General features: G+C 70.2%; 15 protein-coding genes and 2 tRNA genes. 12 read left to right on the top strand and 5 right to left on the bottom strand.

What is annotated here, in order from left to right; genetic code table 11:
* Positions 1 to 7 precede the first annotated feature (7 nt).
* The 5 genes from gyrA (at position 8) to BS83_RS05315 (ending at position 4,311) form a co-directional block, all read left to right on the top strand.
* Positions 8 to 2,632, top strand: coding sequence for a DNA gyrase subunit A (gyrA, locus tag BS83_RS05330; protein WP_037601478.1), 2,625 nt, complete (start codon positions 8 to 10; stop codon positions 2,630 to 2,632).
* Positions 2,633 to 2,809: 177 nt separating this feature from the next.
* A complete protein-coding gene (locus BS83_RS05325; protein ID WP_037601476.1) occupies positions 2,810 to 3,586 on the top strand; it encodes a DUF3566 domain-containing protein in 777 nt (258 codons plus the stop codon).
* 81 nt (positions 3,587 to 3,667) lie between these two features.
* A tRNA-Ile gene (locus BS83_RS05320) sits at positions 3,668 to 3,744 on the top strand.
* A 195-nt stretch (positions 3,745 to 3,939) separates the two neighbouring features.
* A complete protein-coding gene (locus BS83_RS47240; RefSeq protein ID WP_232248059.1) occupies positions 3,940 to 4,071 on the top strand; it encodes a DLW-39 family protein in 132 nt (43 codons plus the stop codon).
* A gap of 167 nt (positions 4,072 to 4,238) precedes the next feature.
* A tRNA-Ala gene (locus BS83_RS05315) sits at positions 4,239 to 4,311 on the top strand.
* Positions 4,312 to 4,379: 68 nt separating this feature from the next.
* On the opposite strand, the gene BS83_RS05310 is transcribed toward BS83_RS05315, so the two are convergent.
* A complete protein-coding gene (locus BS83_RS05310) occupies positions 4,380 to 5,135 on the bottom strand; it encodes a DUF5324 family protein (RefSeq protein ID WP_037601474.1) in 756 nt (251 codons plus the stop codon).
* A gap of 216 nt (positions 5,136 to 5,351) precedes the next feature.
* Between BS83_RS05310 and BS83_RS05305 the strand changes: the two genes are divergently transcribed.
* Positions 5,352 to 5,876 carry a peptidylprolyl isomerase gene (locus tag BS83_RS05305; protein ID WP_037601471.1) on the top strand — a complete coding sequence of 175 codons (525 nt, stop codon included), beginning with the start codon at positions 5,352 to 5,354 and terminating at the stop codon, positions 5,874 to 5,876.
* Positions 5,877 to 6,004: 128 nt separating this feature from the next.
* On the top strand, positions 6,005 to 6,817 hold the full coding sequence (locus BS83_RS05300; protein WP_037601468.1) for a rhomboid family intramembrane serine protease: 813 nt from the start codon (positions 6,005 to 6,007) through the stop codon (positions 6,815 to 6,817).
* A 203-nt stretch (positions 6,818 to 7,020) separates the two neighbouring features.
* On the opposite strand, the gene crgA is transcribed toward BS83_RS05300, so the two are convergent.
* Positions 7,021 to 7,278, bottom strand: coding sequence for a cell division protein CrgA (gene crgA, locus BS83_RS05295; protein WP_037601465.1), 258 nt, complete (start codon positions 7,276 to 7,278; stop codon positions 7,021 to 7,023).
* A 235-nt stretch (positions 7,279 to 7,513) separates the two neighbouring features.
* Here crgA and BS83_RS05290 point away from each other — a divergent pair, with 235 nt between their 5' ends.
* The 5 genes from BS83_RS05290 to BS83_RS05270 all read left to right on the top strand — a co-directional run bounded on the left by BS83_RS05290 (position 7,514) and on the right by BS83_RS05270 (position 10,817).
* A complete protein-coding gene (locus tag BS83_RS05290; protein WP_037602689.1) occupies positions 7,514 to 8,212 on the top strand; it encodes a DUF881 domain-containing protein in 699 nt (232 codons plus the stop codon).
* Between the two features lie 47 nt (positions 8,213 to 8,259).
* Positions 8,260 to 8,967: a class E sortase gene (locus BS83_RS05285; protein WP_037601462.1), complete on the top strand. Its 708-nt coding sequence runs from the start codon at positions 8,260 to 8,262 to the stop codon at positions 8,965 to 8,967.
* Between the two features lie 73 nt (positions 8,968 to 9,040).
* Positions 9,041 to 9,313, top strand: a complete 273-nt coding sequence (locus tag BS83_RS41440) for a hypothetical protein (RefSeq protein ID WP_051942661.1) — start codon at positions 9,041 to 9,043, stop codon at positions 9,311 to 9,313.
* Positions 9,313 to 9,957: an aminodeoxychorismate/anthranilate synthase component II gene (locus BS83_RS05275; protein WP_037601461.1), complete on the top strand. Its 645-nt coding sequence runs from the start codon at positions 9,313 to 9,315 to the stop codon at positions 9,955 to 9,957. The genes BS83_RS41440 and BS83_RS05275 overlap by 1 nt, the downstream gene beginning before the upstream one ends.
* A complete protein-coding gene (locus tag BS83_RS05270) occupies positions 9,954 to 10,817 on the top strand; it encodes a class E sortase (RefSeq protein ID WP_063774097.1) in 864 nt (287 codons plus the stop codon). Before BS83_RS05275 ends, BS83_RS05270 begins: the two co-directional genes overlap by 4 nt.
* Positions 10,818 to 10,826: 9 nt before the next feature.
* Here the strand turns inward: BS83_RS05270 and BS83_RS05265 are convergent, their stop codons facing one another.
* From BS83_RS05265 to pknB, 3 genes are all read right to left on the bottom strand, one after another.
* On the bottom strand, positions 10,827 to 11,489 hold the full coding sequence (locus BS83_RS05265; protein WP_037602682.1) for a class I SAM-dependent methyltransferase: 663 nt from the start codon (positions 11,487 to 11,489) through the stop codon (positions 10,827 to 10,829).
* A 44-nt stretch (positions 11,490 to 11,533) separates the two neighbouring features.
* A complete protein-coding gene (locus BS83_RS05260) occupies positions 11,534 to 11,962 on the bottom strand; it encodes a PPOX class F420-dependent oxidoreductase (protein WP_037602680.1) in 429 nt (142 codons plus the stop codon).
* A 63-nt stretch (positions 11,963 to 12,025) separates the two neighbouring features.
* Positions 12,026 to 14,008, bottom strand: a complete 1,983-nt coding sequence (pknB, locus tag BS83_RS05255) for a Stk1 family PASTA domain-containing Ser/Thr kinase (protein ID WP_063774096.1) — start codon at positions 14,006 to 14,008, stop codon at positions 12,026 to 12,028.
* Between the last annotated feature and the right edge of the window lie 17 nt (positions 14,009 to 14,025).

Here is a 14,025-nt window from a genome sequence, read left to right as displayed (position 1 = left end):
ACCACCCGTGGTCGACGACAACCGCCCCGAAGGCGCGCAGCCGGAGGAAAACCCCGACGTGACCGGGCTGCCCGGTCAGCTGGACACCAGGATCGAGCCGGTCGAGCTCGAGACGGAGATGCAGCGCTCGTACCTCGACTACGCGATGAGCGTGATCGTCTCCCGTGCGCTGCCCGAGGTCCGCGACGGCCTGAAGCCGGTGCACCGGCGCGTGCTCTACGCGATGTACGACGGGGGCTACCGCCCCGAGAAGGGCTACTACAAGTGCGCCCGCGTCGTCGGCGACGTGATGGGCAACTACCACCCGCACGGCGACAGCTCGATCTACGACGCGCTGGTCCGCCTGGCGCAGCCGTGGTCGCTGCGGATGCCGCTCGTGGACGGCAACGGCAACTTCGGCTCCCCGGGCAACGACCCGGCCGCCGCCATGCGGTACACCGAGTGCCGCATGATGCCGCTCGCCATGGAGATGATGCGGGACATCGACGAGGAGACCGTCAACTTCTCGCCGAACTACGACGGCCGCTCGCAGGAGCCGCAGGTCCTGCCGGCCCGCATCCCCAACCTGCTGGTCAACGGCTCCACCGGCATCGCGGTCGGCATGGCGACCAACATCCCGCCGCACAACCTGCGTGAGGTCGCCTCCGGCGCGCTCTGGTACCTGGAGAACCCCGAGGCCTCCAACGAGGAGCTGCTGGAGGCCCTGCTCGAGCGGATCAAGGGCCCGGACTTCCCGACCGGCGCGCTGATCGTGGGCCGCCGCGGCATCGAGGACGCCTACCGCACCGGCCGCGGCTCGATCGCGATGCGCGCGGTGGTCGAGGTCGAGGAGATCCACGGCCGCCAGTGCCTGGTCATCAGCGAGCTGCCGTTCCAGGTCAACCCGGACAACCTGGCGCTGAAGATCGCCGACCTGGTCAAGGACGCGCGGATCGGCGGCATCGCCGACGTCCGCGACGAGTCCTCGGCCCGCACCGGCACCCGCCTGGTGGTCGTGCTCAAGCGCGACGCGGTCGCCAAGGTCGTGCTGAACAACCTCTACAAGCACACCGACCTGCAGACCAACTTCGGCGCCAACATGCTGGCCCTGGTCGACGGCGTGCCGCGCACGCTCTCGATCGACGCCTTCATCCGGCACTGGGTCAACCACCAGATCGACGTCATCGTCCGCCGCACCCGCTTCCGGCTGCGCAAGGCCGAGGAGCGCGCGCACATCCTGCGCGGCCTGCTCAAGGCGCTCGACGCGATCGACGAGGTCATCGCGACGATCCGCCGCTCGGACACGGTCGACGTGGCCCGCCAGGCGTTGATGACGCTGCTGGCGATCGACGAGATCCAGGCCAACGCGATCCTGGAGATGCAGCTGCGCCGTCTGGCCGCCCTGGAGCGCCAGAAGATCACGGCCGAGTACGACGAGCTGATGGCCAAGATCCGCGAGTACAACGAGATCCTGGACTCGCCGGCGAAGCAGCGTCAGATCATCTCCGAGGAGCTGACGGCGATCGTCGAGAAGTACGGCGACGACCGGCGTTCGACGCTGATCCCCTACGAGGGCGACATGTCCGTCGAGGACCTCATCGCCGAAGAGGACATCGTCGTCACGATCACCCGCGGCGGCTACGTCAAGCGCACCCGCTCGGACCTCTACCGCTCGCAGAAGCGCGGCGGCAAGGGCGTGCGCGGTGCGCAGCTGAAGCAGGACGACATCGTCGACCACTTCTTCGTGACCACCACGCACAACTGGATCCTCTTCTTCACCAACAAGGGCCGGGTCTACCGGGCCAAGGGCTACGAGCTGCCGGACGCCGGGCGTGACGCCCGCGGCCAGCACGTGGCCAACCTGCTGGCCTTCCAGCCGGACGAGCAGATCGCCCAGGTGATGGCGGTGCGCACGTACGAGGCGGCGCCCTACCTGGTGCTGGCGACGCGTTCGGGTCTGGTGAAGAAGTCCGCGCTGAAGGACTACGACTCTCCCCGTTCCGGCGGCCTGATCGCGATCAACCTGCGGCAGGACGAGGTCACCGGCGCGGACGACGAGCTGATCGGCGCCGAGCTGGTCTCCGCCGAGGACGACCTGCTGCTGATCTCGAAGAAGGCGCAGGCGATCCGCTTCACCGCCACCGACGACGCGCTGCGCCCGATGGGCCGGGCGACCTCAGGTGTGAAGGGCATGAGTTTCCGTGAGGACGACGAGCTCCTGTCCCTGAGCGTGATCCGTCCCGGTACGTTCGTCTTCACGGCCACCGACGGCGGCTACGCCAAGCGGACCAGCGTGGACGAGTACCGCGTCCAGGGCCGTGGTGGCCTGGGCATCAAGGCGGCGAAGATCGTCGAGGACCGCGGCTCGCTGGTGGGCGCGCTGGTCGTCGAGGCGGCCGACGAGATCCTGGCCATCACCCTCGGCGGCGGGGTGATCCGTACGCGGGTCTCCGGGGTACGTGAAACCGGGCGTGACACGATGGGCGTCCAACTGATCAACCTGGGCAAGAAGGACGCGGTCGTCGGCATCGCCCGTAACGCGGAGGCGGCGGCCGAGGACGAGGTGGAGGAAGGCGAGGACGGGCCGGTCGACTCGATCGGGACCGTCGCGCCGGAGGAGGGCACGCCGCCCTCCGACACCGACGCCGAGTGAGTGCTGACCAGCGCTGACGAGGACTGAGCCACGGGCCCCGGTGCATCGCACCGAGGCCCGTGTCAGGATTCTGTCCAGGTTGACTGCTTGCGCTTTGAACCATCACGTGTGCAGCGTGAGGGCGTGACGACACACCAGGGCCTCCCCGGCCCTGGAGGGGAATGCGGGAGGACCAGGGTGAGTGGACCCACGGGATCGGCTGGTGCCGCAGGGCGGGCGCAGAACGCCGCCGGTGCGGCGAACGGCGGTGCCGGCGGTGCCGGGCGTGACGCGGGCTCGACGTCGGTGATGCCGGCCGTCGGGGCTGACAGCGGCCCGCAGGCCCCCCGTCGCCGCCAGGGCGGCCCCAACGGCGAGCAGGCGCAGGCCCGCGCCGCGGCGGAGGCGGCCACTCCGGCGGCCCCGGCGACCGCGCCCGCCACCTCGGGCGGCGGCTACTCCACGCCCACGACGTACGCCAAGGGCCAGCCCACGCCGCCGCGGGGCACCCCCGTGCCCGGCGCGGCGGCCGACCGCGCCCCCGGCGGCGCCAACAGGCCCGCAGCGGGCCGTCCCAGCCCTGCGGCCCCGCCGTCCGGCCGGACCCGCCGCGCGCGCCTGCGCGTGGTGCGGACCGACCCGTGGACGGTGATGAAGGTCAGCTTCCTGCTGTCCATCGCGCTGGGCGTGGTGACCATCGTCGGCGTCTCGCTGCTGTGGATGGTCCTGGACGCGGCCGGCGTCTTCAGCTCGCTGGGCGGCACCCTCAAGCAGGCCACCACCGGTGCGGACGCCTCCAGCGGCTTCGACCTCCAGTCGTACCTGTCCTTCGGCAACGTCTTCATGTTCACGCTGCTGATCGCGGTGATCGACGTGGTGCTGCTGACGGCGCTGTGCACGCTGGGTTCGTTCATCTACAACACCGCCGCCGGCATGACCGGAGGCGTCGAACTGACCCTCGCCGAAGAGGACTGACCGGCCCTGATCGGCTGACCTCAGGGAACGGATTTGGGCAGACCGCTGCAGGTGCGCTAATCTTTCAACGCAACGCAGCGCGGGCCTATAGCTCAGACGGTTAGAGCGCTTCCCTGATAAGGAAGAGGCCACAGGTTCAAGTCCTGTTAGGCCCACCAGCGTGGATGCCCCGGATGGTTCTCCATCCGGGGCATCAGCATTTTCCCCTCCGGGGGAGGGCCCCGCCGGGTCGCGGCCGGGCGGGGGCTCGGCGGGGCGACGGCGTTCTTACGTTGGCCTGAGCCGGTCTTGGGCCTCCTCGCTGGGGTGTAGCATCGCGGCAAGGACGTCATCGAGGAAGTCGAGGTCTCGCGGTGAAGAAGCTTCTGCTGGTTGTTCTGGCCGTTCTGGGCGGGTACTTCGTCTACCGCCAGGTCCAGGCCGACCGCGCCGAGCAGGACCTGTGGACCGAGGCCACCGACCCGATCCCGGCCGGCTCGCGCTGAGCCGAGCGACGCGCACCGAGCAGGATCGCTCGGAGCACGGTCACGCCGAGCGTGATCGCGTCGAGCATGATCGCCAAATGCTTCACGTGTGACATTTAGCGATCTTGGTGCGTAAAGGTGGTCTGCGCTGCCGTGTCGAGCGGGTACGCTTGTCCGCGGCAGTTCGCGGGGCCTTAGCTCAGTTGGTAGAGCGCCGTCTTTGCATGGCGGATGTCAGGGGTTCGACTCCCCTAGGCTCCACAGATCGACACGAAGGGCCCCACCCGTCCGCGGGTGGGGCCCTTCGTGCTGCCGGGGGCGCATCGCGCTCACTTCTCCGGCTTCTTCTCCTTCGACTTGGCCTCGGCTTCCTTCGCCTCCTTGGCCTCGACCTCGGGGTCGAGCGGAAGTGAGCCGTTCACGGCCGCGCTGGCGCTGGAGCCGCCGGAGCCCGGCTGGGTCTCCCGCAGCGGGATCGGCGTGGTCGGCGGCTCGACCAGCCAGTCGGGGTTACTCTGCCGCTGGTACCACCGCCATGCCGCGAGGCCGCCGGTGGCCAGTGCGCCTACGGCCAGCAGAGTGAATCCGCGCCGTGCCCAGCGCCCCTTGCGGGCCGCCGCGCGCGCATGAGCCGCCGTCAGCGCCTCGATCTCGGCCAGCGACACCTGGCCGCGCAGCACCGGCAGGGCGGCCGCCGACCGGTCGTGGACCTGGTGGGCCGCCAGCTGGGTGGCCGGCAGCACCCTCTCCTGCGCGACGCTGCGCGCCTGCTCGGCAGCGACCGCCGCGGCCACCTTGGCCTGCTGTGCGGCCGCCTTCGCCTGCCGGGCCGCCTTGACCACGGCCTCGTCGACGGCGGGCGGGACGTTGCCGCGCGCCTGGTCCCACAGGGGGACCACCTGGCCCTGGACCCGGCTCTGGGCCGCCAGGCGTGCGTGCTCCACCTTCGAGCCGATGACGGGAGCCCACTTCTGCCAGGCCTCCTCGCCGTACTGTGTCGCGGCGTCCTTCGCGTTCACGGCATAGGGCGTGAGCTGCTCACGGGTGCGACTGGCTGCCTCGCGAGCTGTGTCGATCCGGGTCACCGGAAACCTCCTCCTCGGGCGTCCTGTTTGTCACCTATCCACCCAATGAAAGATCATGCCGCCTGAAACGCTCCCAGGCGCGCTGAAAAACGGATCCTTCACTTCGCATCCTGCTCCTTTGGGAGCCGATGCACAGGGCGTGGGAGGATCCTTCTGTCGGCTGTCGCGCGCCCACGCGCGCGTCCGCTCCCACGAAGGACTCAAGGAAGGCGCATCGTGGCTCAGGAACTGCTCGCCACTCTCCACACCAACCACGGGGACATCGAGCTGAAGCTCCTCCCCTTCCACGCCCCCAAGACCGTGGCGAACTTCGTGGAGCTGGCGGAGGGCACCCGCGAGTGGACCCACCCGGGCACGGGCGCGAAGACGAACGACCGGCTCTACGACGGCACGATCTTCCACCGGGTCATTCCCGGCTTCATGATCCAGGGCGGTGACCCGCTCGGCGTCGGCGTCGGCGGCCCGGGCTACGAGTTCAACGACGAGATCCACCCCGAGCTGGTCTTCGACCGCCCGTACCTGCTCGCCATGGCGAACGCCGGCCCGGGCACCAACGGCTCGCAGTTCTTCGTGACGGTGGCCCCGACCACCTGGCTGAACCGCAAGCACACCATCTTCGGCGAGGTCGCCGACGAGGCCTCCAGGAAGGTCGTCGACGCCATCGCCGGCGTCGCCACCGGAGGCAACGACCGCCCGGCGCAGGATGTCGTGATCGAGTCGGTGGAGATCACCCGCCGCTGATCCGCTGCGCGGATTCTCATCACCGCGACGTACAGGGCCCCGCCTCCGCTGAGGGAGACTGGGCCCTGTCGGCATCCGCCGTCCGTGACATCCGAGGATCTGCACGATCGAAGGGGGATCCAGCGAACATGCTGCCGGACTGCTATCGGCACCCGGGGCGCGAGACGGGCGTCCGCTGCTCGCGCTGCGAGAAGCCGGTCTGCCCCGAGTGCCGGGTGGAGGCCGCGGTCGGCTTCCACTGCCTGGACTGCTTCCACGAGGGCCGCTCCTCGGCGCGGGTCGCCGCGCCGCGCACCGAGTACGGCGGCCAGGTGGTGCGCGACGGCGCGCTGGTCACCAAGGCGCTGATCGCGGCCAACCTGGTGGTGTGGCTGCTGGCGTTCACCGGCGGCGACGGCTTCGTGGCCCGCTGGATCATGCAGGGCGACGCGGTGGTGCTGGGGCACCAGTGGTACCGGATGATCACCTCGGTCTTCCTGCACCAGAACATCCTGCACATCGCGATGAACATGTGGTCGCTGTGGGTGCTGGGCCCGTACCTGGAGAAGGTGCTCGGGCGGATGCGCTTCCTCGCCCTCTACCTGGTCTCCGGGCTGGCGGGCTCGGCGCTGGTGATGGCGACCGATCCGGCCAAGATGGTGCTGGGCGCCTCCGGAGCGATCTTCGGACTGCTGGGCGCGGTGATCGTCATCCACCGCCATCGCGGCTACCAGCTCGGGCCGATCATCGCGGTGCTTGTCGTCAACCTGGTCGCGACCTTCTCCCTCGGCTTCATCGCCTGGCAGGCGCACATCGGCGGCCTGGTCGCGGGCATGCTCATCGCCGCGGGCTACGCCTACGCGCCGGCCGACCGCAGGAACGCGGTGCAGGGGCTCGGGGTGGTGCTGGTGGCGGCTCTGGTGGCCGGGGTCAGCCTGTACGCGGCGGTGCAGATCACGTGAGCACGGCGTGATCGCAGGGTGAGGTTTTCCACAAGTACGACGAAGAGGCCCGCACAGCTGTGCGGGCCTCTTCGATGTGAGCTTCGCTACGCGCGTTCACCTGCGCATTGTGCCCGATCCCTGGAGCGGGCGGGCGATCGTCCGGTTCAAGTTATCCACAGATAGTCGGGGTTTTCCCCAGTGTGGACAAGCCTGTGGACAAGTCACTTCCACTGTGTGGAGACACCGAACCCGGCGGCGATGAACCCGAAGCCGATGACGATGTTCCAGTTGCCGATGGCGCTGATCGGCCACTGGGCGCTGGTCACGTAGTAGACGACGATCCACACCAGGCCCGCGAGAAAGAGCCCGAGCATGATCGGCGCGACGAAACCGCGGCCGGACTTCAGCTTCACAGGCGTGGCGGTCGTCGTGGTCGGCGGGGTGTAGTCCGACTTCTTGCGGATGCGTGACTTCGGCACGAGAAGGGCTCCCGGGGACTGTGGGCCAACAGCAGGTGCGGCAACTTCGCGAGGCACCCGAGCGAGATACCGGGCACCGCACACTACGCCAGCGTCCGTTAGCGTAGTGGTTCCCGGAGTCGGAAGGAGATAAGGGTACGTGGCAGATTCCGAAGAAGTTCCGCCAGTCGCGGAAACTTCTCCGAACGAGGGAACGCCCGAGGTCCGTCGACCGGGGCGATATGTCGGTCGCGTCCTGACATGCCTGATCTTCGGGCTGGCCGGCTTCCTCTTCTACACGAGCGCCCACACAGCCCAGGGCACCGATCTGCGCAACGACGACACCCTGCTCCGGCTCTCCGACCTGATACAGCAGCGCAGCCAGCAGAACGCCACGGCCGACGCGGACGTCGCCGCCCTGCGCGCCCAGGTCGACCAGCTCGCCCAGCAGCACTCCAACAACCCCGCCGACGCCGCCAGGCTCGCGGTGCTGGAGAAGGCCGCCGGCCTGGACCCGCTCTCCGGGGCCGGCGTGACCGTCACCCTCAACGACGCCCCGCCCAACGCCACCGCCAAGATCCCCGGCGTGCCCCAGCCGCAGCCCGACGACCTGGTCATCCACCAGCAGGACCTGCAGGCCGTGGTCAACGCCCTCTGGCGCGGCGGCGCCCGCGGGATCCAGGTGCAGGACCAGCGGCTGATCTCCACCAGCGCGGTGCGCTGCGTCGGCAACCAGCTGATCCTCCAGGGTCGGGTCTACTCCCCTCCCTACGTGGTCAAGGCCGTCGGGACGCCGAGCGCGCTGGTCGCCTCGCTCAACGGCGACAGCTACATCCAGAACTACCTGCAGTACGTGGCGGCCTACGGGCTGGGATGGAAACTGGATCAGTCGAAGGCGATGACTCTTCCCGGTTACTCCGGCACAGTGGACCTCCAGTACGCCAAGGCGCAGTAGCGCGGTGGTCACGGCAGACCGTGACCCGCTGGTGGGGGAGGCCCGGGGTGGGACGGCTGATCGGCCGCACGCTCGTCGAGCTGTGCATCACCGCGGGCGCGCTGATCGTGCTCCTCACCTGCTATCTGCTGTTCTGGACGAACATCTCCGCCGACAACGCGATGGCGGGAGAGATGGACCGGCTCCAGCAGCAGTGGGACCAGCCGCAGCAGCCGACCCCGTCCGCGCCGGCCGCCGCGCCGTCGGCCGCGCCCTCCGCCGCCCCCTCGCTGGTGGCGTACCCGCCGGGTGAGGCCTTCGCGGTCCTCTACATCCCGCGCCTGGGCCGGGGCTGGAAGAAGCCGATCGTGGAGGGCACCGGCGAGACCGACCTGCAGAAGGGCATCGGCCACTACACCGGTACCGCGGAGCCGGGCCAGCCCGGCAACTTCGCGCTCGCCGGCCACCGCCGGACGTGGGGCAACCCCTTCAACGACTTCCCGCTGCTGCGTCCGGGGGACCGGATCTACATCGACGACGGCCACTTCTGGTACGTCTATGTCCTGGACCGCACACCCCTGCGCACACTGCCGACCGACATCGGGGTGCTGGACCCGGTGCCGCCGGAGTCCGGCTACAGGTCGCCGGGCTCCTACCTGACGCTGACGACCTGTGACCCGGCGTGGGGACACAGTCATCGGTTGATCGAATGGGGCCGTCTCGTTTCGACTTCGCCCGTCTCGGCGGGCACCCCGACGGGCTTGTCCGGGGCTTGACGCGATGCGGTCCGAAGGCACGGACGCGCCCGTTAATCTGGTGCGAACAGGAGGAGCGGAGGAGGCTCGCTCGATGTACGGCTTTCTGTGGCGCAAGCTGCCCGGCAGCGTGCCGGTGCGCGCCCTGCAGTGCCTGCTGCTCTTCCTGGCCGTGGTCTTCGTGCTGTTCCAGTTCGTCTTCCCCGCGGTGGAGCCGCTGCTCCCCTTCGGCGACGTGACGGTCAACGGCACGGGCGGGGGCGCCGGCTCCTCCTCCACCTCGCCCTCCCCCGGGCCGTCCCCGTCCACGCTCAACGGCGCGCACCGCCTCCCGGTCGCGAACCTGAACCCAGGAGTTCCAGCCTGATGACCGCGCGCATCCTCGTCGTCGACAACTACGACAGCTTCGTCTTCAACCTGGTCCAGTACCTGTACCAGCTGGGCGCGGAGTGCGAGGTGCTGCGCAACGACGAGGTGGACGTCGCCTCGGTGACGCGCGAGGCCTACGACGGGGTGCTGCTCTCCCCCGGTCCCGGCACGCCGGAGGAAGCCGGGGTCTGCGTGGAGATGGTGCACCACTGCGCGTCGGTCGGCCTGCCGGTCTTCGGCGTCTGCCTGGGCCTGCAGTCCATCGCCGTCGCCTACGGCGCGGTGGTCGGCCGGGCGCCCGAGCTGCTGCACGGCAAGACCTCGCCCGTCAGCCACGAGGACGGCGGCGTCTTCGCCGGCCTGCACTCGCCGCTGACGGCGACGCGCTACCACTCGCTGGCCGTCGAGCGGGATACGGTGCCCGACGAGCTGCATGTGACGGCGTGGACGGAGAGCGGCGTCATCATGGGCCTGCGCCACCGTGAGCTGCCGGTCGAGGGCGTCCAGTTCCACCCGGAGTCGGTGCTCACCGAGGGCGGCCACCGGATGCTGGCCAACTGGCTCGTCCGCTGCGGAGACCCGGAGGCGGTCGCCCGCTCCGTCGGGCTGGCTCCGGTGATCGGCCGGGCGGCGGTCGCGTGACCGCGCTGCGCCCGGAACCCGAGGCGCAGGACGACCACTGGCAGGACGACCGGACCCTCCAGCTGCGGGCCGTCCCCCCGGACCCCCCGCCGACTCCCGCGCCGTCGTCCCGCACGGGCGGGCGTGCGGGCGGGCGGGCGGCCCGGCGCAGAGCCGCACGGCGCAGTCAGGACGGCCCCGGCATCCTGGCGGTGCGGGCCTTCGGCGAACTGCTGATCACGCTCGGCGTGGTGATGATCCTCTTCGTCGCCTACCAGCTGTGGTGGACCAACGTCCGTGCCGACGACTACGCCCACGGGCAGGCCGCGACGCTGGAGCAGCAGTGGGGCGGCAACGCCCGATCGACCGCGCACCCGCCGTATCCGGCGTCCGAGCCCGTCGGCACGAAGTTCGCGATCATCTACATCCCCAAGCTGGACGTGAAGACCCCGATCGCCGAGGGCGTGGACAAGGAGTCCGTCCTCGACAACGGCCTGGTCGGCCACTACACCGGCGCCCAGGAGACGGCCTTCCCGTGGGCCGCCTCGGGCAACTTCGCACTGGCCGGCCACCGCAACACCCACGGTGAACCGTTCCGCTACATCCCCCGTCTGGTGCCCGGCGACAAGATCGTCGTGGAGACGGCCTACGACTGGTACACCTACCAGGTCACCGGATCGCTCGCGCAGACCTCCCCGAACAACGTCAGCGTCATCGCGCCGGTCCCCCCGCAGAGCGGATTCACCAAGCCCGGCCGCTACATCACCCTGACGACCTGCACCCCCGAGTTCACCTCGACCTACCGCATGGCCGTCTGGGGCACCCTGGTCGAGGACCTCCCCAAGAGCGAGGGCAAGCAGCCCGCCGCGCTGACCGGCTGACGCCCGCTGTCACCCGCCGACGTCGGCCAGGCGCCACACCGCGGTCTGCTTGACCTCAGCGTCCTCCAACTCCCGCTGCACGGGCACGGCGTAGGAGGCGAGGGCGTCGAACTCCGTGCGGGGGAGGTAGGTTCGGCCCGGGTCGCCGACCAGGGCCGTGGCGCCCGCCGAGCGGGCGCGGTGGAGGAAGGCGAGGACGCGGGCGGCCATGGTGCGCTCGTAGAACGCGTCACCCACCAGGACGACGTCCACGGAAGGGGGTTGGGCGTCCAGGACGTCGCCGAGGCTCGGGCCCAGGCTGACGGCGTTGGCCTCCGCGTTGAGGGCGAGGGCGTCCAGCGCGAGCGGGTCGATCTCGCTGACCGCGACGCTCCGCGCGCCCGCCTTCGCCGCCGCGACGGCGACCAGCCCTGAGCCCGAGGCCAGGTCGAGGACGCGGAGCCCGGCGACGGTCTCCGGGTGGTCCAGAACGTAGCGGGCCAGGGCCAGCCCTCCCGCCCAGGCTTGGGCCCAGAACGGCGGCGGGGCGTCGGTCGTGCCGGTACTGCGCTCCGTCTCCGACCAGAGGTCGAAGACCTGGTCGGCGCAGTGGAGCAGGACCTCGGGCACGAACGGGTTGGCGACGAGCCGGGTGCGGGCGCGGATGAAGTCCGCCGCGGTGCTGACGTTCACCGCGCCAGTCTGCTGAACCCGCAGCGCCGCCGACAAGTGGCCGGTCAGTCGGCGACGCGGCCCTCGGCGAGGACCTTCTCGATGCGGACCCGCACCAGCAGCTCCCCCGGTACGCCGTTCCGCTCCCCGAAGGCCTCCGCCCGGTCCTCGCCCATGTACCGGCCGCCGATCCTGGCCGCCCAGTGGCGAACCTCCGGCAGGTCCTCGCTGATCGTGGCGGTGCCCTCGACGATGACGTAGGAGAACGGCGGACGGTCGTCGTCGACGCAGATCGCGACCCGCCCGTCCCGGGCGAGGTTGCGGCCCTTGACGGTCTCCTTGCCGGTGTTGAAGACCAGGTCGTCGCCGTCCAGCACGAACCAGAACGGCGCGATGTGCGGGCGCCCGTCCTTGCGGACGGTGGCGAGCTTGCCTGTGCGGGTGCCGGCGCTGAGGAAGGCGCGCCATTCGGTCTCGTTCATCCTGGTGGCCATGGCGTCCATGATCCCCTCCGGACAAGCGAATCGCACCGAGGACGGCGTCCTCGGTGCGATTCGTCAGGCTGTCGGGCGGACGTGATCAGCCGCCGCCCGGGTTCCCGTTGCCGTTTCCGTTACCCGGCCCCCGATGATGCCTGGGGTGCCGGTTCCCGTAGGGTTCCCGGTCTGACCGCCGTTGTTGTTGCCGCCGGCGTTCGGGTCGGCCGGGTTGATCATGATGACCACCACGGTGCCCGCCTTGACCTGCTGTCCGTCGGCGGGCTGGTTGTTGACCAGTACCGCCGAGACCGTCCCCGCCGGGTACTGGGCGTCGTAGTTCGTCGAGTTCTGCCGGCTGCAGTTCAGCTTGGCCGCCGTGATTTGCTGGCAGGCCGCGTCCGGGCTCTGTCCTTCGAGACCCGAAGGGACGTTGGCCAGGGCCTGGCCGGTGGAGACCACGATGTTGATCGAGGTGCCCTTGGGCTGCGAGCCGCTCGGGGAGTAGCTGATGATCTGGCCGCTCTGTACGGTGTCGGACGCCTGCTGCGTCGTCTGACCGAGCTGGAAGCCCTTGGCCTGCAGCGCGTTCGTCGCGTCCTGGACCGACATGCCCGCGATGTTCGGCACGCCGTCCGTCAGCGGACCGCTGCTGAGGCGGACCGTGATGGTGCCGCCCGGCTGGATCGTGGTGCCGGCCGCGGGGGACTGCTCGCAGACCTGGTCCTTCTGGGCCACGTTCGCGTCGCACTGCTCCGGCGGGCCCTTGACCAGCTGGATGTTGTTGCCCATGTTCGTGACCTGGGTCTTCACGTCCGCGTAGGCCTGGCCCTTGAAGGAGGGCACGCTCTGCGCGTGGTCCGCGGTGCCGCCGAACATGGACTTCGCCACGAAGAACGAGCCGAGCAGCACCAGGACCGCCGCGACGATCAGCACGATCACCGAGGTGTTCTTGTTCCGGCCGCCGCCGCCGTTCCCGGCCCTGCGGCTGGCGCGACCGCCGTAGCCGTCGTCGTAGCCGCCGCCGGACGGGTCGTAGCCGTCGCCGCCGGCGTCGTAGCCCTGGCCGACGCCCGGCAGGATGCTGGTGGCGCCGGGCTGGGCCGCGGCGCCGCCCTGCTGGGGCATGGCCATGGTGCGGCCGTACTGGTCCTGCTGCGGGGCCTGCTGGCCGTAGCCGCCCATGCCGAAGGCGACCGTCGGCGCGGCGGCCGCCGCGACCGGGAGGCCGTCGAGGGCGCGCTCGATGTCGGCCCGCATCTCGTCGGCGGACTGGTAGCGGTAGTCGCGGTCCTTCGCGAGCGCCTTCATGACGATCGCGTCGTACTCGGGGCGCACCTCGGGGTCGTAGGCGGACGGCGGCTGCGCCTCCTCCCGCACGTGCTGGTACGCCACCGCGACCGGCGAGTCGCCGACGAAGGGCGGGCGCAGCGTCAGCAGCTCGAAGATCAGGCAGCCGGTCGAGTACAGGTCGGTGCGGGCGTCGACCTGCTCGCCCTTGGCCTGCTCGGGGGAGAGGTACTGGGCGGTGCCGATCACCGCGGCCGTCTGCGTCATCGTCATGCCCGCGTCGCCCATGGCGCGCGCGATGCCGAAGTCCATCACCTTGACCTGGCCCGTGCGCGTCAGCATGACGTTCGCGGGCTTGATGTCGCGGTGGACGATGCCGTTGCGGTGCGAGTACTCCAGCGCCTGGAGGATGCCGATGGTCATCTCCATCGCGCGCTCCGGCAGCAGCCTGCGACCGCTGTGCAGCAGGTCACGCAGGGTGGAGCCGTCGACGTACTCCATCACGATGTACGGGATGGAGATGCCGTCGATGTAGTCCTCGCCCGTGTCGTAGACCGCCACGATCGAGGGGTGGTTCAGCGACGCGGCCGACTGGGCCTCGCGCCGGAACCGGGCCTGGAAAGACGGGTCACGGGCCATGTCGGCCCGCAGCGTCTTGACGGCGACGGCGCGCCCGAGCCGGGTGTCGTGGCCGATGTAGACCTCGGCCATGCCGCCGCGCCCGAGGACGCCGCCCAGCTCGTACCGGCCGCCGAGGCGACGCGGTTCTTCCATGGTTCGAGCCCTCTCCC

It is taken from the genome of Streptacidiphilus rugosus AM-16 (genome assembly GCF_000744655.1).
Taxonomy (GTDB): domain Bacteria; phylum Actinomycetota; class Actinomycetes; order Streptomycetales; family Streptomycetaceae; genus Streptacidiphilus; species Streptacidiphilus rugosus.
The sequence above is the reverse complement of the archived record's forward strand: the minus strand, read 5'-3'. Positions and strand labels throughout refer to the sequence as shown.